This is a genomic window from Nocardia sp. NPDC059764 (assembly GCF_042732555.1).
In the GTDB taxonomy this organism is placed as follows: Bacteria; Actinomycetota; Actinomycetes; order Mycobacteriales; family Mycobacteriaceae; genus Nocardia.
Genome location: NZ_JBHWHH010000011.1, coordinates 26,221 through 46,695 on the forward strand (window position 1 = coordinate 26,221; position 20,475 = coordinate 46,695).

Below are 20,475 nucleotides of genomic sequence, written 5' to 3' on the forward strand. Positions count from 1 at the left end.
GGAATGAAAACAAACATACAAAGCTGTATGTAAAGCCGCAAGAGGGTACGGCGAATCCACCGGGGCACGGCAAGATCAGAAGGTCAGATCGATGCGGCCGCACATACAGCGGCGTCGGTAAGGGTGGCGGTTATCGGTCGCCGAGATGGAAGTCCGGCATGACCGCCGCGGCCGCCAGCCGCAGCTGCGCCGAGGCCCGCAGCCAGCGCCGGTGCGCCCGCTCCGGATCCGGGGAGATGAAGTTGGTGACCAGGATTCCGCGCAGCGTGTCCATGGCCGTGTAGGCGAAGTCGCGGACGTTCTTGCGGTCCAACTCGTTCGGCACCAGCTGGGCCACCGCCATCAGCACCGCGTTGTTCACGAACGGCTCGACCTTCTCCATCTCCACCGCGAGCACCCGATCGGTGCGGCTGGCCACCCACAATTCGATGGCCGCGATGAACAGCGGACCCTGATGCAGCTCCCACATGGCCTCGAGGGTCGCGGCGATCGGATCGTCCGTGCTGCGGACCCGCCCGATCTCCTTCATGGCCGCCTCGGTGCGCCGCTGCGCGAGATGGCTGATCGCGGCGACGACGAGCTCGCTCTTGGAACCGAAGTGATGCACCTGCGCGCCCCGGGTGACCCCCGCACGCTCGGCCACCCTCGGCGTGGTGGTTCCGGCGTAGCCGTACTCGACCAGGCACTCGATGGTGGCGTCCAGCAATCGCGTCCGGGTCTCGGTGCTGCGTTGTTCCTGGGTGCGGCGCGGCGGCTTCGAGACGGCGGAGCTGGTCATGCCGGAATCTTACACTTACATACACCCGTGTATGTTCGCGCTAGGTTCGCCGGCCGACGGACGGCGTGGGCGCGGTGATGTCACCCACTTCGGTTCCGCGCGACAGCCCGATCTGGTTACCCTGAGCGATGCGGCGGTGGGGCTCGCCGCTCCGGACACCGGAACAACCGCGGCGACATCGCCGCCAACAGTCCCTACCCCACGAAGACACCGAACGTGTGCGCGCTGGAGTAGGAGACCCGTGTGACCCGAGAGCTGGACGCGACCGCCCAGGCGGCCGAACCCATCGACCCCGACATCGATCTGCATCAGCCCGACCAGCGGCGGGAACTGCTGCACTCCCAGGGCGCGATCCTGACCGTCATCTCGATCGGCGGCGCCATCGGCGCACTCGCCCGCTACGGCCTCGCCCAGGTGTGGCCGACTCCCGCGCACGGATTCCCGTGGGCCACCTTCGCCACGAATGTGCTGGGCTGCTTCCTGATCGGCGTGCTCATGGTGATCGTCACCGAACTGCGCACCGCCCACCCACTCGTGCGGCCGTTCCTCGGGGTCGGCATCCTCGGCGGGTTCACCACGTTCTCCACCTACGCCAACGAGACCCGCGCGCTGCTCGAACCCGGCACTGTCGCAACGGCATTCAGCTATCTGGCCGCCACGCTGGTCGGCGCGCTCCTGGCCACCCTGCTCGCGGTGCGGCTCACCCGCGCGGCGGGCGGCTACCGGAAGGCGGCGGCATGACCGGACTGCTGGTGATCCTCGGCGCGATGGTCGGCGCACCCGTGCGGTACCTCACCGACCGCGCCATCCAGACCCGCCACGACAGCGTGTTCCCGTGGGGCACCCTCACCGTCAATCTGGCGGGCTGCCTGATCCTGGGCGCGCTCACCGGCGCGGCCGCCTCCTCCCCCACCTTCGCCCTGCTCGGCACGGGCTTCTGCGGCGCGCTCACCACCTACAGCACCTTCGGCTACGAGACCGTCCGCCTCGCCGAGGAACGGTCGTACCTGTACGCCGCCCTCAATGTGACGGTCAGCCTCGTCGCCGGTCTGGGCGCGGCGCTGCTGGGTTTCACCACGGCACACGCCCTGGTCTGACCCGGCCGCTACCGGGTCGTCCCAGATCCGCCGGGCGATCAGGTGTGCGAGTTGTACATGCAGGCGGCACAGGTCCAGCCCGCTTCGGTCACCACACAGTCGGTGAGGCGGATGTAGGAATTGCCGATCCGATCCCGGCACGCCGAGGCGCAGCCGTTGAGGTCCTGGCCGCAACTGATGGCGTCGGCGGAGGCGATGGCGGGCACAGCGAGAGCGGGCACGATCAGCCCGGCTAGCAAACTCGCGGCGAGGACGGCGGTTCTGACTGCGCGCATGACGGGAAGTCCCTTCTCGGAAGAACGATGTCAGCTCGGCGAAACGCATGCTCCCGCTCCCTACTGGACACTCGAGCGGGTTGCCAGCACTGTTTCAGCAAACAACATTCGCGCCGGTCACCGCAAGACCGGCGCGCCCCCGATCGGGGCGGTGCGTCCAGCCCGCAGGCCGCACCACACCGCCCGGACAGCGGACGAATCAGGTCGACGCCGACTGCGCCGCCGGAATGACACCGAGCTGCTGCAGCATGCCGAGCATGTCCGAGCTCGTCCAGCCTTCGCTGATCTTGCCGTCGTCCCGGAAGCGGGCGACCGTCATTCCCTGGATGACGACCGGTTTTCCGGTCGCGGGCATCCCCATCAGTGGCCCGTCATTGGTCCCCGTGGCCGTCCACCGAGTGAGGACGAACTCGCCTTCCGCAATCTGTTCGTTGACCAGCATTCTCGTATCGGAGAACGCGGCGACGTACATCTCCGCCTGCCGCCGCAGGGCGGCCGGGCCGTGTACCTCCGCGTACGGATTCTGTGGATCGTGATCGATGGCGTCAGCCGCGATCACTTCATCGAAGACATCGAAATCCCTGGTGTTCCAGGCATCGAACATGCGCTTGGCCGTGGCTTTGTTCTGCTCTGACATGTCGTTCCCGTCCTTTCGCGCAGGAAACGGACTTCCACTGGTAATTCGGCGCCATATTCATGATCCACCCGCAGCGCCAGTGGGCGAAGAGGCCGAACCGGAAATACCCGGCTACCGGCGCTCCGGCCGTCACGCGACGGAAACGGTCCCCACGAAGACCAGCACACCCAGCACCGCCAACCCCGCGACCACCACCGCCGGGGCGGCACAGCCTGTACCCGCCGCGATCAACAGGCCGCCCGGCCACGCACCCCGCCGCATTCGCGATATCGAGGGCCGCGTGATTCAGTGCAGCGGCGAGGGTTTGGTCAAGGTGTCAGGTTCCGCGCTCTTGAAGCGGGTGTTGCAGGTTCGAATCCTGCCGAGGGCACAACTTGACCTGCACATTTGCACACCTGGTGCGCTTCAACACCAGATGACGGACATTCGCGGGTCTGCAGCAACGCCCAGCCATCACCCGACGTCAGCCCGGGCCGAGTCCCGGCTGATACACGTGCGCACCGCACCGGCCGCAGATGTGGATGAGATGACCGCGGTGCCGTGGCGCTGCTCGGATTGCGGGCACCGGCGCTCTGAATCGCGGAGGCCCTGCTGGCGGTCATCTTGCCTCCGCTGGCGTGGCTGCCGCTGTTGCCACTGGATTCGACATCGCTGTACCTGCTTCGAATTCCGTGAGTCAGTGGCTGTGTGCAAGGCTGCTGCGCGATACAGACGATCAAGATTCGAGGGGTTCGGAATGAGCACGAAGGCCAGCGGAACGTTCGACCTCACATCATTCGAACCGGAGGTGCTCGACGAAGGCCTGGGCGCCGCGCTTGGCCGCGTGCGGATCACCAAGACCTTTCAGGGCTGCCTGGTTGGCACCAGCACCGTGCACATGCTGTCGGTGGCCGACAGCGAGGGCAGTCCCGCCGCCTATGTCGCCGTGGAGCGATTCACAGGTGAACTCCACGGCCGCAAGGGCTCCTTCGTCCTCCAGCACAGCGCGCCCGGTAGCCGTGGTGAGCAGCAGATCGCGATCCGCGTGGTCCAGGGAACAGGTTCCGGTGACCTCGCGGGGATCACGGGTGCCTTCGAGATTCAGTCCGAGGAGGGCAGCCATTCCTACGTTTTGGAGTACACGCTGGGCTGACACATGCCCGCCTCGCCGTCTGGCAAATCAGGGGGTGTCCTTGACATACTGGTCAACGACACCCCCTGACTGGGCGAGCTACGGCTGTCAATGCTTGAAGGATCCCGACTTGTCGGTGTAGCCGATGTTGTGGAAGTTTTCGCGCCGGTCAGGTGACTTGGCCATGCTCATCGGCATTATGGTGCGTTCGGTCGGCCTCGGATCGGCACGGCCAGTCGATCTTCCGATGCCGCGCTCGCTGGTTCGGTCAGCGCGGTATGCGGCAGAAGAGGGCGTTCCGCCGATGCCACCACAGAATGTTGTTCTCTACGATTCGGCTGTGCGAAACCTGTTCGACCCCAGCGTGCTCAGATGGCCCCAGTTGCGCGATTCACTGCACGTCTACATCCTGCCCGGTTCAGAGTTCGTCAACATAGTGCAGCCTGCGGTCGACGTGGTCGCAAGGTTCGACTTCTGCGTACCGGTCGCTCCACAGTGGATGCATGCCACAGTCACCCGGATTCCGTGGTGGCGTACTGAAGTCGACGATCGAACACTCGCGGAGTTCGGTCATGCTCTCGACGTGATTGCGGCAGGAACCGCCGCCTTTTCCATGCAGATGACCGGTCCGTTTCCTGATGAGACCGGTGTCGCCATGGAGGCAGCTTCGAGTGCGCTGTGGCGGCGACTGCTCGACGGCACACGCGCCGCAGCCGAGCAGATCTTCGGAACCGGTCGGCCGCTCCCTGCCCCGCCGACGAAGCCCCATGTGTCGCTTGGTTACGGCGTCGCCGATGCCGATTCGGAACACCTCCTGGGTGCACTGAAGCCCGTCGAAGTATCGGGTGAGCTCGCCGTCAAGGAATTGTGCTTCGTTGCTGTACATCAAGATCCGAGTGCGGGGACATTCGTCTGGGACGTGATCTCATTGCACCAGCTCGCCTCTGAGGCTTGAGGCTCGAGATCGCGCAGTTGATCTCTAGGCCGCCCGCTCATCGGCGGTAGCGGATGTCTCTGTGCCGCTGTCGGTCTCGCCGTCGGCCGCACCGCTTTCGGTAGCCTTCAGTGGGATTGGGCGGAACGTACAGCGGCAGGTCAAGCGTTGTCGCCCGGTGCGCGGCGTCCGAGGAGGAAGTATGCGACGGGGAGGGCGCCTATCGAGTTCACCAGCACGATCGAGGTTGCCCATACGCGTTTGGAGCCGCGGATCTGCTCGGGCGGCCGTTGGAGCAGATCCAGCAGGGCCGCAACCTTCGCGATAGCGTCGATCACGCCCGCGCCCACGATCAGCCCGCGAGTGCGCGCGTTCAGATCATGCCACTGCTTTCGGATCATCTCCGATTCTCCTTCTTCGGCTCAGGTGTCGATTTGCATGCATAGGGTCGCCGGTCAGCGTGCCGTTCGGAGTGTCTTCAGGGCCGAGCTGGGTTCGGCGTACATCACCCCGTGCCACCAAGAGTCCAAGGGGCTGGGGTCGGGCCAGACTACCGAGTTCCGTACGCCGCCGATGGCGGGCTGGGCGGTGGTGTCGCTCATGCGATTCTCCTGATGTGCACGAACATTCCGGAAGGGGCAGCGACTACGCTGGCGCTGCCTGATCCAAGATCGCCCGCCACGCTGGCTCACCACAGGGGCCGAAGGTCAGCTGTGGGGACCCCGAAGGGCACATCACCGTTGCCACAACCAAGCCGTCGGTCCTGGAAGCTGCGCACAACCGTTGGTGGCCAAGGTAAATCGGGAGGAGCCTTTCGGCCCTGCCGTGGCGTCGACGCGCACTGCAGCCTGGTAGCCGTGATCATGGTTCTCGATACCACGCAGTCGCGGCACACGATGGATCCCGGAATGTACGAGCGGACGGTGACGCGGCTATCCGCGGAGTTCGGCGGCGAGGTATCGCGGCGGCAGGTGGAGTCGGTACTGCGAAGGTGCCTGACCGATCTGGCGGGCAGTCCGGTCGGTGCGATGCCGGAGCTGAGCGAACGCCTGGCCAGGCAGCGATTGACGGATGAGCTCGACGTCGGCGTGCTGCTGCCGGTCGTGTGGACCTACACGGGCGCTTCGTTACCGGCCTCGAACCGCGTGGCATGAGCAAAGCCGCTGTGCTGGTCCAAGTTTCGACGGTCCCCAACTGGTTTCTCGGTGATGCGCGCCCCGCCGAGCAGCCGCACATCCAGGATGGTGACATCGGGTCGCAACGCCGGCACCTCGGCCGGAGCGGTGACGACATCACCAGCTCCACGAGGTTGAGGCGGTATGCCCATGCCCCCTACATCGGGCCCTGCCGCTGTCGCGGTGTAATCGGCAGTAGCGGACGTTCCGCTGGCCTCGGATCGGCACGGCCCGTTGATCTTCCGATGCCTCGCGCTGGCCGCTTCGGTCAGCGCGGTAACCCACCGACTACTGGCTGTCGACCCTGCCCACCGGCACCCCCCGTGACCGAACTGGTCCGCCTGGCCAAACTTCGCCGGCGCATCGAACACGACTACCGCCAACTCGAAGTCGCCCTCGGCCTCGACCACTTCGAGGGACGATCCTGGCTCGGATGGCACCACCACGCCACCCTCGTCACCGCCGCCCACCTGTTCCTCACCACACGGCTCACCGACCCAAAAGCAGACGGGCAGGACTGAGGCTCTACGCCATCGTCCGCGAAATCCGACGCGCACTGGCGTATTCGATCGGCACCTGCTCGCTATGCCACCACACCTTCCCAACCTAACAAAGTCCTACCAGCTGACCTTCGCCGTCGTCACCAGGCTCGCTCCCTGCGCCAACATTATCGAGACTGACTACTCGCCCTTACCCGCTCTGCCCACCCGCGCGCTGGAGTTGCGGGGGATAGGCTGACCGGCATGCCCGAGCAGGACAGCCAGGATCACCGGCAGGAATTGGACACCTGGCATCGGCTGCGCGCGAACCTCGTTCTGGGACAACGCTTGACCGGGATCGTTGTCTTGATTCCACGTCCAGGCACGATCGGCATCGTCGTCGACCTCGGCCTGCCCGTCGAAGGGTTCGTCGATGTCCTGTTACTTCCCGACGACGTCGGCAAATGGCCGACAGGTCATGCTGCTGGGCGAGCGGCACTGGGTGCACAAGAGGTTTCACGATCAGATCGCGGCCGCCGACCGCGAGGCGGGATTCACCACCTAGGCGCATCACAGCGAAACGCGTGGGCCAGACCAATCACACTGCCGCCCAACATAATGGGAGGCGACAACCATTGCTTCATCCCCATCCACCGCCACGGGGCCGGTTCGGTCCCATCACACCGGCCCCGGCAGCGCCTACTGCTGCGCCGAACCTGTTGCGAGTCCGCCGAACTGGCCAGCCGGGGCTGCGAAGTGGCGGTAATCGTGAGTTTCACGGGAGTCGCAGGGTCTGCCCGATGGTCATTGGTGGTGGCGTCTGCCGAGCCAGCACCGCCAGCAGACCGGTCGATAGTCGACTCAGCTCGGTCATGTTCGGATAATCCGACACTTCCGTTGCGAACGGAGAGCCTCAATTTCCCGAACATAGAGGTTTGGCGGCGTCCAAACCAGCCCGACGTCAGTCGAATTCCAACTCGAGAACGGCGGCTCAACACGAGCCGTGGTTGCGAGCGAGGAAGACTGTAACCGAGAACAGCAGGACACCGAAGAAGGCCAGGGTAGCGCCTACCACTGCGGGCGCGGTATAGCCGAGGCCGGCGACAATGACCAGGCCGCCGAGCCAAGCTCCGACGGCGTTGGCGATGTTCAATGCGGCGTGATTCAGTGCGGCGGCGAGGGTTTGCGCGTCGTGGGCGACATCCATTAGACGGGTCTGCAGGGCCGGGGCCAGCGCCGCGCCCGACGCGCCGACCAGGAACGCCCCGACCGCCGCCGTGTACGGATTGTGCGCCGCCGCAACATAACCCGCCAGAATCACCACCATCGCCAGCAGCGAGACGAACACCGCGCGATCCACGCCGCGGTCGGCCAGCACGCCGCCCGCGATATTGCCCGCGACCATGCCCAGCCCGAACAATGCCAGCACCAGCGGCACCAGGCCGATCCGCACGCCGGCCACATCGGTGAGGGTGGTGGTGATGTAGGTGTAGACCGCGAACATGCCGCCGAAGCCGATCGCGCCGACCAGCAGGGTCAACAACACCTGCGGACGCCGCAACGCGGTCAGTTCGGTCCGGGGATCGGTCATGCGAATGCCGTGCAGCTCGGGCACGAGCCGGGAGAGCGCGGCCACCGTCGCCACACCGATCACGGCGACCACCGCGAAAGCGGCCCGCCAGCCGAGATTCTGGCCCAGCCAGGTCGCTGCGGGAACGCCGACGACATTGGCGGCGCTCAATCCCAGCATAACCGCGGCCACCGCCTTCGCCCGCTGCCCCACCGGGGCCAAGGACGCCGCCGCCAGCGACGCCACCCCGAAATACGCGCCGTGCGGCAAACCCGAAACGAACCGCGCGAGAGTCAAGGTCGCGAATGTCGGCGCGACCACACTGGCGGCGTTGCCCAGCGTGAACGCCACCATCAACGCCATCAACAGGCGCTTGCGCGGCACCCGCGCGCACAGCGCCGCGATCACCGGGGCGCCCACCACCACGCCCAGCGCGTACGCCGAAACCATGTGTCCCGCAGTCGGTTCCGACACCTTCATGGCGTCCGCGATATCGGGCAGCAGACCCATCGTCACGAACTCGGTTGTGCCGATACCGAATCCGCCCGCGGCGAGCGCCAGCATGGCCGCCACCGGCCACCGTCGGGTCTCGCCGGAGGCGACGGCCCCACCCCCGGCGGGAGCGGTCCCGGCGGGAGCCGCGTCGGGCACGTCGGTCACGGATACAGAGTTCGCCATGGAATTGCGCAACGCCGTCCGCGGCGTCCCGCTTCCCCCTTCGCCCGTGAGTCCGCTCACCCCGCCGGCACCTCCCCGGAAACAGTTCGGGCACCCGCCCACCCACCGGTTCCGGTGGGGGCAGGTGCCCGTTGGGCGCGGTGGATGTTCTGGCCGGGACTGTGGTCCCGGCCGCCATCGTCACCGCTTCGCGCTGTTCACGTTCGCGCGGCTCTCCTCGGACGTCGGAACGCCCACCCGGAGTAGGGGTTTCAGCGCAACTCGCGAGCCAGGTTGGCGTCCAGCACGCCGAGGAACTCCTCGGTGGTCAGGTAGCCCTGGTCGCCGCCGACCAGCAGCGCGAGGTCCTTGGTCATCTGACCGGACTCGACCGTCTTGATGACGACGTCCTCGAGGGTCTGCGCGAAGCCGATCACCTCGGGGGTGTTGTCCAGCTTGCCGCGGTGGGCCAGGCCACGCGTCCACGCGAAGATCGAGGCGATCGGGTTGGTGGAGGTGGGCTTGCCCTGCTGGTGCTGACGGTAGTGACGGGTCACGGTGCCGTGCGCCGCCTCCGCCTCACAGGTGCGGCCGTCCGGGGTCAGCAGCACGGAGGTCATCAGACCCAGCGAGCCGAAGCCCTGCGCCACGGTGTCGGACTGCACGTCGCCGTCGTAGTTCTTGCAGGCCCAGACGTAGCCGCCCTCCCACTTGAGCGCGGAGGCGACCATGTCGTCGATCAGGCGGTGCTCGTAGGTCAGACCGGCCGCGTCGAACTCGTCCTTGAACTCGGTCTGGTACACCTCCTCGAAGGTGTCCTTGAACATGCCGTCGTAGGCCTTGAGGATGGTGTTCTTGGTCGACATGTACACCGGGTAGTTCTGCTGCAGGCCGTAGTTCAGCGAGGCCCGCGCGAAGTCCCGGATGGACTCCTGGAAGTTGTACATGCCCATGACCACGCCGCCGTCTTCCGGCATGCGCACGACCTCGTGCTGGATCGGCTCGGAGCCGTCCTCGGGCGTGAAGGTCAGGGTGACGGTGCCCGCCTGGTGCACCTTGAAATCGGTGGCGCGGTACTGGTCACCGAAGGCGTGACGGCCGATGATGATCGGCTTGGTCCAACCCGGAACCAGACGCGGGACGTTCGAGATGATGATCGGGGCGCGGAAGATCGTGCCACCCAGGATGTTGCGGATGGTGCCGTTCGGCGACCGCCACATCTTCTTGAGGCCGAATTCCTCGACTCGGGCCTCATCGGGGGTGATCGTCGCGCACTTGACGCCGACGCCGTGCTTCTTGATGGCGTTCGCGGCGTCGATCGTGATCTGATCATCGGTCTTGTCGCGGGCTTCGATGCCGAGGTCGTAGTACTCGAGGTTCACGTCGAGATACGGATTGACCAGCTTGTCCTTGATGAACTGCCAGATGATCCGGGTCATCTCGTCGCCATCGAGTTCGACGACGGTCCCTTCAACCTTGATCTTGGACATGGATCTTCGTGTCCTCCTAGGAAGGTGGTGCTCCCATTGCACGGCCGGTGAGCACCGCTTGTAGCGGACCCCAGCTGTTCAACAGACAACGTATACGCATGACTCCCGGCACCGGACCTGTGGTACCAGGTCCATGTCCGATGTGGTGTCAAGCAAGACAAGCGTACTGCTGCTATGGACCTCACCGCGCGGGCAGCCCCCGCTGTGCGGGAACCTGCCCTCGGTTACTCGCAAGTAGGGTGCAAGTGATCGGGCCCACAATCTCCAGTATGCCGACCACCCCCGAGCCCGACCTGCTGGGCATGCGCCTCGCCCACCGCGCCATGATCGCCGACACCGCGCGCTTCACCGACCTGACCCGCGACATCGCCGCCGGACGCGCCGACTGCCCACCCCGACGAGCCGCGGCCATCGCCGAATACCTGCTGCTGCTCTGCGACAGCATCCACCATCACCACACCATCGAGGACGAGGTGCTGTGGCCGCTGCTGCGCGACACCGGCGCGGTGGACGTGCGCGAACTCGAGGACGACCACGCCCAGCTCGATCCCATCCTGGACAACGTGCGCGCCGGCGCGCGCGAACTCGCCCGCGCAGGATCCGCGGCGGCGCTCAGCGACCACCTCGGCCGCTTGAACGAGTTGCTGAGCGAGCACATCGCCGACGAGGAGGACACCGTCTTCCCGGTGATCACGGCCCACCTCGACGCCCGGCAGTGGAGCGCCGTCGAAGCCGCCGCCCGCAAGGGCGCGACCATGAGCTTCGAACTGCCCCGCATGTTCGGCATGTGCACGCCCGAGGAATGGGAGCGCGCCAACGCCGAGGGCGGGCTCGTGCTCGGCCTCATGCTGCGCTGGTTCGGGCGGGGGCATCGGCGACGGGAAGCGCTCATCGCCGGGAACTGACCCGGCGGGACCGACCGAGCGCCCTCCCGATCAGTTCGCGCCCGTCGGCGGGAGGGTGGCGAGCTGGGCGGCGAGATGGGCGGCGACCTCGGTCGCGCGGGCTCGATGCGCGGCGGCGGCCTCCGGGTCGCCCAGCGCGTCGGCCAGCTCGGCCAGCACCGTGTCGATCGGACCGTAGACGACCGAACCGGTGTCGAGGCCCGCGACGGCGCCCGAGCGCGGGAGCATCTCTCGGTAGCACTCGGCGGCGGCCTCGAGCTCGCCGAGCCGCAACGCGACCCGGGAACGGAAGACCGCCATGACCGACCAGTAGTGATCCCGGCGGATCGGCGCGGCCGCAGCGAAAACCGCACGCGCCGCATCGATATCACCGCTGTCGAGCAGCGCCAGCGCGTACGGATGCGCGAGCGCCTCGGGCGAGATCGCGTACACCTGCGCCATCGGCTCCACCAGTCCGGACAGGTCGCCGCGCGCCCAGCCCAGCATCATGCCCCCGGCGATGAGCAGCTCCGCGCCATTCGCCGCACCCGCCGCGACCATTCGCGCGCTGGCCTCCGCGTACGCGCGCTCGGCGGCGTCGAGGTCGCCGCGCAGCACCGTGAGCACCACATCGAACAGGGTGAGCACGATCAGCATCTGATACAGCTGACCACCCGTCGCGCACTCCAGCCCGCGCTCGGCCTCCCGGCGCGCCCGCACCAGATCATTGTCCGCACCGGCGATCAGGCAGCCCAGGAAATGCGCCACCGCCTGGAACTCGACCAGACCCGCCGCCGTGGACACCGCCAGCAGCTCGTCAGCCAACCCCGCCCGTTCGGCCCACAGGTCCGGGCCGAGCGCAACATACGCGCGGACATTCAAGGCCGCGCACAGCAATTCGTGATCCCCCAGTTTCCGCGCCGTCGCCACCGCCTCCGCGGACGCCGCGAACACCAGCGCGTCGTCATCACCCTCGACCTCCACGACCAAGGCCACCAGCAGCCGCACCCGCACGGCCGCGGGCAGCGGTCGATCCAGCGCCGCCCGCAACGCACCGATCACCCGATCGTCCGGCAGCCGCTTGTCCCGGGTACCCCAGATCAGCGGCGCCCGCCAGGAACACAGGGCCAGGGCGATGGGATCGATTGCGGCGCCGAAGCTCTGGTCACCCATGGCGAGGTGCTCGGCCAGGTCGAGGGCCGTGGCGCGCTCGGCGCGGGCGGCGGCGTCGTTGCCGCGGTAGGCGAGGGCGTTGACCAGGGCACAGCGGACTTCCAGAATGGCCGCGCCCACCACGGGATCGGGGCCGTCCTCGCGATGGCCCGCCAGCGTGTGCAAATCCAGCGCGGCCCGCCATAGCGGTTCCGCCTCGGCGAACGCGCGGCGGGCACCGTCCTGCCGGGCGGCGGCCAGGACGTACCCCAGCGCCTCCCCGGCGGTGCCCGCGTGTGCGCCGGTCATGGCGTGATGGGCGAGCAGGGCCGGATCCACCGGATTCATCTGCTCGGCCACGCGCAGCGCCGACCAGTGCATGCGGCCGCGGCGCAGCGCGGGAATGCCCGCGTAGACCGCGTCCCGGGTCAGCGCGTGCCCGAAGCGGATCCGGCCCCCGGGCTCCAAGCGCAGCAGCCCGGCCACCACCACGGTGTCCACCAGATCGACCAGGGCACCTTCGGTTTCGCCCGTCAGCTCCAGCAGCGCGTCGAAATCCGACTCGCCGCCCCACACCGCGAGCAGCCGCAGCATGCGCGCCGCCTCCGCGGGCAAGCGCGCGATCCGGCGGTGCAGCACATCGCTGACACCCGCCGGAACCGCCAGCAGATCCCCCTCGGCGGCAGCGAGTTTCGCCAGCTCGGCCACGAACAGCGGATTGCCGCCGGTGCGGTCACGCACCAATTCGGCGGTGGCATCGTCGATTCCGCGCAGACCGGCCGCCCCCGCCACGGTCCGCACGGCCTCGAGGTCCAGCCCGGTCAGCTCCAGCCGTCCCGCGGTCACCGCCGCCAGCGCCGCCGACGTGGCCCGAACCTCGTCCCCCACTTCCGATCCGCGCATGGTCACCACGAACAGCACCGGAGCCTGCGCCGACCACGCCACCACCTGCCGCAGGATCTGCAGCGTCGCGCTGTCCGCCCGATGCGCGTCCTCCAGCACCACCAGCACCGGCCCGGCCGCACTCGCCGTATCGACCGATCTCGGTGTATCCGGGGCGACCGGGCCGGGGCTCATCCGCCCACCCGGGGTGTCGATGGGCTGTCCGGTCCATTCCGCGAAGCGATCGACCACGGCCAGTGACAGCCGGAACGGTGTCGCGGCCGCACCGAGATCGGCTGCCTTGCCGCCGGATTCACCGGTCAATTCCATCCAGGCCCAGGCCGCCGGAGCGCCGTCGACCTCGGGGCACCGTCCGACCGCGGTCCGCCAGCCGGCGGCGGCCAGCTCGTCGGCGACCGACCGCACCAGCGTCGTCTTACCGGCTCCCGCCTCACCTTCCAGCCACACCAATCGGCCGCGGCCGTCTGCGGCTTCGCGGGCGGCGGACAGCAGCGCCGCGCGTTGGCCCGCGTAGCCGACCGGGGCGGACATCGGCGGCACGGGGTCCGGCCGATCGGGCACTACCGATGCGACCGTCGCCGCGAGATCGGTGGAATGTGAACGGGTCGAGCCTGATTCCGCGGCGACCGGCTCGGCGGGTGCGGGCAGGGTGAGAGCCGGGTCGTGCGCGAGGATGGCGGCTTCCAGCTCGCGAACGGGTGGGCTGGGGTCGATGCCGAATTCGGTGTTGAGGGTGGCGCGGAGGTCACGCAGGGCGGCGAGGGCCTCGAGCTGGCGTCCCTGGCGGTAGTGCGCGAGGGCCAGCAGCCGGACGGCGGCCTCCCGCTCGGGGTGTTCGTCGACCAGGCGGCGCAGGGCCGCGACGGCCTCCTCCGGGCGGCCCAGGGCGAGGGCGGCGTCGGCCCGCTGTTCCACAGCGGTCCAGCGCATATCGGTGAGGCGGGCGATATCGGCGGCACTCCACGCCGCGTCGGCGTAGGCGGCATACGCGGAGCCCCGCCACAGCGCCAGCGCGGAATCGAGGAGGCGGTGGCGCGCGGCCGGATCGGATTCGGTGGCGGCAATGGACACCAGGTGATCGAAATGCCAGACGTCCACGGCCGAAACCGGCAGGCGCAGCGCGTATCCGGGGGTCTGCGACACGAGCACTCCCGCGGGCGCGCGCGGCGGCCGATCCGGCTCCAAGGCCCGCCGCAGATACGAGATGTGCGCCTGTAGCGCCCCCGAGGCCTTCGGCGGCGGCTCCCCCTGCCACAGATCCTCGATGAGCCGATCCGCCGAAACCACCTCGCCCCCGGCCGAAACCAGGCGCGCCAGCACCGCCCCCTGCCTCGGCCCGCGCAAAGAAGCGGGCCGGCCGTCCACCGTCACCCGTAGTGCGCCCAGCACTTCCACGAAAACCACGGGTGATACATCGCCTGCGACAGCCGGACCGTAACCGCTGCGGCGAGCCTCACGCTCGGAGCGCGCGCACTCCGGCCAGCGCGAGCACCAGTCCGACCCCGATCGTCCCCGGGATGATCCACCAGCCCTCCGCCCCCGGAAGCCCTTCGGCCCCGGCCATCGCGAGCACCGCGACGATCAGCACCACCGCGCCCACCCGGCCGAGCAGCGGGCGCGGGGCGGCCAGCGCGCACCCGGCCAGCAGTAGGAAACCCACCAGGAAGGCGGCGGCGAGCGGTCCGTTGACCGGGAGCGCGGCCTCCTCGATGGCGGTTTGCTCGTGGTGCGACAGCCGCGAGGCGACATAGACCTCGTGATACGCGCCGATCGGGATCGCGACCGTGAGCCCGACGAACAGCAGGACACGGGCGGCCGCGGAAACCTTTGCGGGCCAGCCCTTCCCATCACGCCAGGCGGTGAGCAGCACCGGCAGGCCGACCGCCATCAGCACCGCGCCCGTGCCGAAGGTCAGGTGGGCGGCGGCCCAGGTGGCGGACTGTTCGGCCGCCTCGGAATGCTCGAGCGGGTGCAGGGCATTGCCCACGGCGAACAGCACGCCCCCGGCGATCAGCGCGCCCGCGCGCGGCCGGAGGTCGGGATCAGTCGCGGTGGGCACTTTCGTCATCGTCATGGTCGTACTGTCGGCCGGGGCAATGCACCGCGACTTGCCGCCGACTTGCGGCCGAAACGACGCGTGCCCGCCGCGAGATTCGCGGCGGGCACGGTGCGGAATCACCCGCGGTGGTTCACACGCCCACGTGCACGGCGTGCTCGTCACCCTCGAGCAGGTTCTGCGGCTTGTCCCGGACCATGAACGCCGCGATCGGAACGCACAGCGCGAAGAAGACCGCGCCGATCAGGAACGCCACGTTGTAGGAGTGGATCGAGGCCCGCTCCATCACATGGTCGACGGTCACGTTGTTGCGCACGTACCGCTCGGCCACCTGCACCGAGATGGTGGTCAGCAGCGCGGTGCCGATGGAACCACCCACCTGCTGGGCGGCGTTCAGCAGCGCGCTGGCCACGCCCGAATCCTCGGCGTCTACCTGGTGCAGCGCGGTGGTCTGCATGGACACGAACAGCGCACCCATGCCCAGCGCGATCAGGATCATGGCGGGCAGCAGGGCGGTCGCGTAGCTGTCGCCGTACTCCAGCCGCGACAGCCACACCAGGCCCGCCGCGCCCAGCACCGAACCCGCCAGCATGAGCGGCCGCGGGCCGATCTTCGGCAGCACCGCCGAGGCGATACCCGCCGACACCACGATGCCGGCCGGGAACGGCAGGAACGCCACACCCGTCTTCAGCGCCGAGTAGTGCTCCACGATCTGCAGGTAGAAGCTCAGGTTCAGGAACATGGCGAACATGGCGATCGGCACCAGCAGCGCGATCAGATACGACCCGCCGCGGTTGATCTCACCCGGAATACGCAGCGGCAGCAGCGGATTCGCGGTCCGGGCCTCGATGGCCACGAACGCCGCCAGCAGCGCCACACCCACCACGAACAGGGCCAGCGTGGTGGAGGCGGTCCAGCCGTCGGAGGCCGCGCGGCTGAAGCCGTACACGATCGAGATCAGGCCGAGGGTGACGGTGACCGCGCCGGGCAGGTCGTAGCCGCCGGTGCGGGGTGCGGGCACATCCTTGACCACGAAGGCGAACGCGCCGACCAGGGCCAGCAGCGCGACCGGGGTGTTCACCAGCAGCGACCAGCGCCAGTTCGCGTATTCGACGAGCGCGCCACCGGCGATCAGGCCGAGCGCGGCGCCCGCCGCCGACACACCGGCGAACACGCCGAAGGCCCGGGCCCGTTCCTTGGCCTCGGTGAAGGTCACCGACACCAGCGACAGCGCCGCCGGGGCCAGCAGCGCGCCGAACGCGCCCTGCAGCGCGCGGCCCGCGAAGAGTTCGGCCTGGTTCTGTGCGAGACCGGCCAGCGCGGAGGCCGCGGCGAAGCCGATCAGGCCGACCATGAGGATCCGGCGGCGGCCCAGGTAGTCGGCGAGGCGGCCGCCGAGCAGCAGCAGACCGCCGAAGATCAGGGTGTACGCGGTGAAGATCCACTGCTTGTCACCGTCGCTGATGTGCAGATCCTGCTGGGCGAACGGCATGGCGATGGTGACGATCGTGGCGTCCAGGACCACCATCAGCTGCGCCATGGCGATCACGCCGAGCGCCCACCAACGCCTGGAATCTTGTGCGGGACTTGCTTTTTCGTCTGTACCGAGAGCGTCCGTCGCTACGGTCATGAGCCTCTCCTCTGGAGTTCGAAGGCAGCTTCACCATAGTGACCCCCACCGACAATTGACGTCAAGGGAAAAATGTCGCATCGCGACAGTTGTCATACTGGGACAGGAAAACGCATGCAGGACCTACGATGGAGGGATGTCGGAGTTGTCAAGTCACATCGGTGTGACCTCGCGTCACCGCCCCGGCCTGCGTGAGCGCAAGAAGCAGCAGACCAGGACCCGGATCATCGACGTCGCCCTGCGGTTGTGCGACGAACAGGGCTTCGACGCCACCACCGTCGAGCAGATCGCCGACGCCGCCGACGTCTCCCCGCGCACCGTGAACCGGTACTTCGACAGCAAGGAGGCGATCGTCATCGCCCCCATCGAGGGCTGGGGACAGGCCCTCGCCGATCAGCTGCGCGCCCAGCCCGTCACCGGCGACGAGATGGAAGCGCTGCTCGGCGCGTTCCTCGCGGTCGTGGAACAGATCATCGACTCCGACGCGCCCGTTCCGTTCCGCTGGTTCCAGCAGATGCAGCGCATCACACGCGACAGCGTCGCCGTGCGCGCGCTCAGCATGGAATCGGCCGACACCAAGACCCGGGCCATGTCCGAGGTGCTGGCCGAACGCCTGGGACTGCCCGAGGACCACCTGACCGTGCGGCTCATCGCCACCACCTGGCACGGCATCGTGCGGGTCGGCATGGAATGCGAGTTCGAGGACAGCGACGAGTTCCCGGACTGCACCACCGTCACCACCGCCCGCATGCTCGCCGACAGCGTCCAGGCGGCATTCGACGAATTCCGGCGGGTCTGTTGCGGTGCGACAACGCTATCCCCCCCGTAGACGGGGGAAATGCCACCGAGAATGCGATAAACCCCACTGCGTAGATCGGGCCGGACGGCCGCTAGAATCCCGCATTAGGTCAAGAGCATCAGCGTTAAGGCCCCGGCTTGCTGATCGGCAACCCTCCAGCTGCGGTGGGGTGCTCCGGGTGCAGACCGGGCGTTCGAGGGCCGAACGCAAGCGCAACTAGGAGGTCTACCGAAATGTGTTGTTGTCGAAGCCCATTCGCTTCTCGATAACGTCAAACTTCCGCCATTCGGCGACCTTGTTTTTGGAGCAGAACACATGAGTGACTCGACCGCGCCCGCGGCCGTCCCCGCTGACGGCACCCTGGATCCGGCCAACTGGTCCTTCGAGACCAAGCAGATTCACGCCGGCCAGGCTCCCGATTCCGCCACCGGAGCCCGCGCCCTGCCCATCTACCAGACCACGTCCTACGCGTTCCGCGACACCGACCACGCCGCCGCGCTGTTCGGACTCGCCGAGCCGGGCAATATCTACACCCGCATCATGAACCCCACCCAGGACGCGGTGGAACAGCGCATCGCCGCCCTCGAGGGCGGTGTGGCCGCGCTGCTGCTGGCCTCCGGGCAGGCCGCGGAGACCTACGCGATCCTGAATCTCGCCGAGGCCGGGGACCACATCGTGGCCAGCCCGCACCTGTACGGCGGCACCTACAACCTGCTGCACTACTCGCTGCCCAAGCTGGGCATCCAGGTCAGCTTCGTCGAGGACCCGGACGATCTCGAGCAGTGGCGCGCGGCGGTGCGGCCCAACACCAAGGCGTTCTACGGCGAGACCGTCGCCAACCCGAGCAGCTCGGTCCTCGACATTCCGGGCATCGCCGAGGTCGCGCACGCCGCCGGGGTGCCGCTCATCGTGGACAACACCGTCGCCACCCCGTACCTGATCCAGCCGCTGGCGCTGGGCGCGGACATCGTGGTGCACTCGGCCACCAAGTACCTGGGCGGACACGGCTCCGCGGTCGCGGGCGTGATCGTCGACGGCGGCTCCTTCGACTGGACGGTGAAGAACGAGGCGGGCGAGTCCCGCTTCCCCGGCTTCACCACCCCCGACCCGAGCTACCACGGCGCGATCTTCGCCGACCTCGGCGCTCCGGCCTACGCACTCAAGGCCCGCGTGCAGCTGCTGCGCGACCTGGGCGCGGCGGTGTCGCCGTTCAACGCGTTCCTCATCGCGCAGGGTCTCGAGACGCTGAGCCTGCGCATCGAGCGGCACGTGGCCAACGCGCAGGCGGTGGCCGAGTTCCTCGCCGGGCAGCCCGGCGTCGAGAAGGTCTACTACGCCGGACTTCCCACTTCGCCGTGGTTCGAGCGGGGCAAACAGCTGGCACCGAAGGGCGTGGGCGCCATCGTGTCCTTCGAGTTGGCCGGCGGGGTCGACGCGGGCAAGAAGTTCGTGGAGGCGCTGGTGCTCCATAGCCATGTCGCTAACATCGGGGATGTGCGCTCGCTCGTCATCCACCCGGCATCCACCACGCATTCCCAGCTGACCCCGGCCGAGCAGCTGGCCTCCGGCGTCACACCTGGTCTGGTGCGGTTGGCCGTGGGCATCGAGGGCATCGGCGACATCCTGGCGGATCTGCGCGCCGGACTGACGGCGGCGGCAAGTTGACCGTGAACATCGAATCGCGAACGTCCCGGCACGCGGCCGAGCTGTTGCTGCCACCGCCCGACGGGACGCTCGGGAGCATCGCCATCGGCGATGTGGAACTCGAGAACGGGGCCGTGATCCCCGACGCCACGCTGGCCGTCCAGCGGTGGGGCGAACTATCGGCGAACGCGGACAACGTGGTGCTCGTGGAGCACGCGCTGACCGGCGACTCGCACGTGGTGGGCCCCGCCGACGTGCACCACAACCAGGTCGGCTGGTGGGACGGCATCGTCGGTCCCGGCGCGCCCGTGGACACCCGCGAATGGTGTGTCATCGCCACCAACGTGCTCGGCGGCTGCAAGGGCAGCACCGGCCCGGCCTCGCTGGCCCCGGACGGGAAGCCGTGGGGCACCCGGTTTCCCGCGCTGTCCATCCGCGACCAGGTGACCGCCGAGGCCAAGCTGTTCGACCTGCTCGGCATCGACCGCCTGGCCGCCGTGATCGGCGGCTCCATGGGCGGCATGCGGGTGCTGGAGTGGATGATCGGCCGGCCCGAACGGGTCGGCGCGGCCCTGGTGCTGGCGGTCGGCGCGCGCGCCACCGCCGACCAGATCGGCACCCAGACCACCCAGATCGCCGCCATCAAGGCCGATCCGGACTGGCAGGGCGGCGACTACCACGGCACCGGGCGCGCGCCCATGACCGGCATGGGCATCGCCCGCCGCATCGCGCACCTGACCTACCGCACCGAGGGCGAGCTCGACCACCGCTTCGAGAACCACGGCCAGGGCGACGAGGATCCGCGCGCGGGCGGCCGCTACGCGGTGCAGAGCTACCTGGAGTACCAGGCGGACAAGCTGATCGCGCGTTTCGATCCGGCCACCTATGTGCTGCTCACCGAGGCCATGAACCGCTACGACGTGGGTCGCGGCCGCGGCGGCGTCGCGGCGGCGCTGGCCTCGACGCCGGTGCCGTGCGTGGTCGGCGGGGTGGACTCGGACCGTCTCTACCCGCTGCGCACCCAGCAGGAGCTGGCCGATCTGCTGCCCGGTTCCAAGGGGCTCGAGGTCATCCACTCCAAGGACGGGCACGACGGGTTCCTGACCGAGACCGAGGCGGTCGGCAAACTCATGTTGGAGACCATGGAACTGGCCCGCGCCCAGCGCGTGTCGGGTCACTGAGCCGGCGCTGCCCGAACGGCGGC

General features: G+C 68.3%; 21 protein-coding genes, 1 pseudogene and 1 riboswitch. Of the genes and pseudogenes, 11 read left to right on the top strand and 11 right to left on the bottom strand.

What is annotated here, in order from left to right; all coding sequences use genetic code 11:
* Window positions 1–130: 130 nt before the first annotated feature.
* The gene (locus ACFV4K_RS04025) at window positions 131–778 is read right to left on the bottom strand and encodes a TetR/AcrR family transcriptional regulator (protein ID WP_379271903.1); all 648 of its coding nucleotides are present in this window, start codon (window positions 776–778) and stop codon (window positions 131–133) included.
* A gap of 243 nt (window positions 779–1,021) precedes the next feature.
* On the opposite strand from ACFV4K_RS04025, the gene crcB (ACFV4K_RS04030) reads away from it, so the two are divergent.
* Together crcB (ACFV4K_RS04030) and crcB (ACFV4K_RS04035) are read left to right on the top strand one after the other, a co-directional pair.
* Entirely contained in the window at window positions 1,022–1,519 is a 498-nt protein-coding gene (gene crcB, locus ACFV4K_RS04030; RefSeq protein ID WP_379271905.1) for a fluoride efflux transporter CrcB, read from the top strand.
* Window positions 1,516–1,875 (top strand): fluoride efflux transporter CrcB, encoded by a 360-nt coding sequence (crcB, locus tag ACFV4K_RS04035; protein WP_379271906.1) that lies wholly within the window; start codon window positions 1,516–1,518, stop codon window positions 1,873–1,875. Before crcB (ACFV4K_RS04030) ends, crcB (ACFV4K_RS04035) begins: the two co-directional genes overlap by 4 nt.
* Before the next feature lie 38 nt (window positions 1,876–1,913).
* On the opposite strand, the gene ACFV4K_RS04040 is transcribed toward crcB (ACFV4K_RS04035), so the two are convergent.
* From ACFV4K_RS04040 to ACFV4K_RS04050, 3 genes are all read right to left on the bottom strand, one after another.
* Window positions 1,914–2,150, bottom strand: a complete 237-nt coding sequence (locus ACFV4K_RS04040; protein ID WP_379271908.1) for a hypothetical protein — start codon at window positions 2,148–2,150, stop codon at window positions 1,914–1,916.
* Between the two features lie 199 nt (window positions 2,151–2,349).
* A complete protein-coding gene (locus tag ACFV4K_RS04045) occupies window positions 2,350–2,787 on the bottom strand; it encodes an ester cyclase (RefSeq protein WP_379271909.1) in 438 nt (145 codons plus the stop codon).
* Window positions 2,788–2,916: 129 nt separating this feature from the next.
* Window positions 2,917–3,048, bottom strand: a complete 132-nt coding sequence (locus tag ACFV4K_RS04050) for a hypothetical protein (RefSeq protein WP_379271911.1) — start codon at window positions 3,046–3,048, stop codon at window positions 2,917–2,919.
* A 475-nt stretch (window positions 3,049–3,523) separates the two neighbouring features.
* Here ACFV4K_RS04050 and ACFV4K_RS04055 point away from each other — a divergent pair, with 475 nt between their 5' ends.
* Both ACFV4K_RS04055 and ACFV4K_RS04060 read left to right on the top strand, forming a co-directional pair.
* Window positions 3,524–3,919 (top strand): DUF3224 domain-containing protein, encoded by a 396-nt coding sequence (locus tag ACFV4K_RS04055; RefSeq protein WP_379271912.1) that lies wholly within the window; start codon window positions 3,524–3,526, stop codon window positions 3,917–3,919.
* A 163-nt stretch (window positions 3,920–4,082) separates the two neighbouring features.
* Window positions 4,083–4,853, top strand: coding sequence for a hypothetical protein (locus tag ACFV4K_RS04060; protein ID WP_379271914.1), 771 nt, complete (start codon window positions 4,083–4,085; stop codon window positions 4,851–4,853).
* Between the two features lie 140 nt (window positions 4,854–4,993).
* On the opposite strand, the gene ACFV4K_RS04065 is transcribed toward ACFV4K_RS04060, so the two are convergent.
* Both ACFV4K_RS04065 and ACFV4K_RS04070 read right to left on the bottom strand, forming a co-directional pair.
* Complete coding sequence (locus ACFV4K_RS04065; RefSeq protein ID WP_379271915.1) at window positions 4,994–5,233, bottom strand: hypothetical protein; 240 nt, start codon at window positions 5,231–5,233, stop codon at window positions 4,994–4,996.
* A 54-nt stretch (window positions 5,234–5,287) separates the two neighbouring features.
* On the bottom strand, window positions 5,288–5,434 hold the full coding sequence (locus ACFV4K_RS04070) for a hypothetical protein (protein WP_379271917.1): 147 nt from the start codon (window positions 5,432–5,434) through the stop codon (window positions 5,288–5,290).
* A 306-nt stretch (window positions 5,435–5,740) separates the two neighbouring features.
* Between ACFV4K_RS04070 and ACFV4K_RS04075 the strand changes: the two genes are divergently transcribed.
* The 3 genes and pseudogenes from ACFV4K_RS04075 to ACFV4K_RS04085 all read left to right on the top strand — a co-directional run bounded on the left by ACFV4K_RS04075 (window position 5,741) and on the right by ACFV4K_RS04085 (window position 7,051).
* On the top strand, window positions 5,741–5,986 hold the full coding sequence (locus ACFV4K_RS04075; protein ID WP_379271919.1) for a three-helix bundle dimerization domain-containing protein: 246 nt from the start codon (window positions 5,741–5,743) through the stop codon (window positions 5,984–5,986).
* Between the two features lie 301 nt (window positions 5,987–6,287).
* Window positions 6,288–6,528, top strand: a pseudogene (locus tag ACFV4K_RS04080) (IS701 family transposase); the annotation flags it as partial.
* A gap of 391 nt (window positions 6,529–6,919) precedes the next feature.
* Window positions 6,920–7,051, top strand: a complete 132-nt coding sequence (locus tag ACFV4K_RS04085; RefSeq protein ID WP_379271921.1) for a hypothetical protein — start codon at window positions 6,920–6,922, stop codon at window positions 7,049–7,051.
* A 426-nt stretch (window positions 7,052–7,477) separates the two neighbouring features.
* Here the strand turns inward: ACFV4K_RS04085 and ACFV4K_RS04090 are convergent, their stop codons facing one another.
* Both ACFV4K_RS04090 and ACFV4K_RS04095 read right to left on the bottom strand, forming a co-directional pair.
* Window positions 7,478–8,620: an MFS transporter gene (locus ACFV4K_RS04090; protein WP_379271965.1), complete on the bottom strand. Its 1,143-nt coding sequence runs from the start codon at window positions 8,618–8,620 to the stop codon at window positions 7,478–7,480.
* A 365-nt stretch (window positions 8,621–8,985) separates the two neighbouring features.
* On the bottom strand, window positions 8,986–10,203 hold the full coding sequence (locus ACFV4K_RS04095; protein ID WP_379271923.1) for an NADP-dependent isocitrate dehydrogenase: 1,218 nt from the start codon (window positions 10,201–10,203) through the stop codon (window positions 8,986–8,988).
* Between the two features lie 269 nt (window positions 10,204–10,472).
* Here ACFV4K_RS04095 and ACFV4K_RS04100 point away from each other — a divergent pair, with 269 nt between their 5' ends.
* Window positions 10,473–11,108, top strand: a complete 636-nt coding sequence (locus tag ACFV4K_RS04100; RefSeq protein WP_379271925.1) for a hemerythrin domain-containing protein — start codon at window positions 10,473–10,475, stop codon at window positions 11,106–11,108.
* A 30-nt stretch (window positions 11,109–11,138) separates the two neighbouring features.
* Here ACFV4K_RS04100 and ACFV4K_RS04105 read toward each other — a convergent pair whose 3' ends face one another.
* The 3 genes from ACFV4K_RS04105 to ACFV4K_RS04115 form a co-directional block, all read right to left on the bottom strand.
* Window positions 11,139–14,546: a BTAD domain-containing putative transcriptional regulator gene (locus ACFV4K_RS04105; protein ID WP_379271926.1), complete on the bottom strand. Its 3,408-nt coding sequence runs from the start codon at window positions 14,544–14,546 to the stop codon at window positions 11,139–11,141.
* A gap of 49 nt (window positions 14,547–14,595) precedes the next feature.
* Window positions 14,596–15,216, bottom strand: a complete 621-nt coding sequence (locus ACFV4K_RS04110; RefSeq protein ID WP_379271928.1) for a hypothetical protein — start codon at window positions 15,214–15,216, stop codon at window positions 14,596–14,598.
* Window positions 15,217–15,331: 115 nt separating this feature from the next.
* On the bottom strand, window positions 15,332–16,828 hold the full coding sequence (locus ACFV4K_RS04115) for an MFS transporter (protein WP_379271930.1): 1,497 nt from the start codon (window positions 16,826–16,828) through the stop codon (window positions 15,332–15,334).
* 136 nt (window positions 16,829–16,964) lie between these two features.
* Between ACFV4K_RS04115 and ACFV4K_RS04120 the strand changes: the two genes are divergently transcribed.
* From ACFV4K_RS04120 to ACFV4K_RS04130, 3 genes are all read left to right on the top strand, one after another.
* Window positions 16,965–17,657 carry a TetR family transcriptional regulator gene (locus ACFV4K_RS04120; protein ID WP_379271931.1) on the top strand — a complete coding sequence of 231 codons (693 nt, stop codon included), beginning with the start codon at window positions 16,965–16,967 and terminating at the stop codon, window positions 17,655–17,657.
* A 77-nt stretch (window positions 17,658–17,734) separates the two neighbouring features.
* Window positions 17,735–17,846, top strand: a riboswitch (SAM riboswitch).
* A gap of 96 nt (window positions 17,847–17,942) precedes the next feature.
* Entirely contained in the window at window positions 17,943–19,292 is a 1,350-nt protein-coding gene (locus ACFV4K_RS04125) for a bifunctional o-acetylhomoserine/o-acetylserine sulfhydrylase (RefSeq protein WP_379271933.1), read from the top strand.
* Window positions 19,289–20,452 carry a homoserine O-acetyltransferase gene (locus ACFV4K_RS04130; RefSeq protein WP_379271934.1) on the top strand — a complete coding sequence of 388 codons (1,164 nt, stop codon included), beginning with the start codon at window positions 19,289–19,291 and terminating at the stop codon, window positions 20,450–20,452. Before ACFV4K_RS04125 ends, ACFV4K_RS04130 begins: the two co-directional genes overlap by 4 nt.
* Window positions 20,453–20,475: the final 23 nt, after the last annotated feature.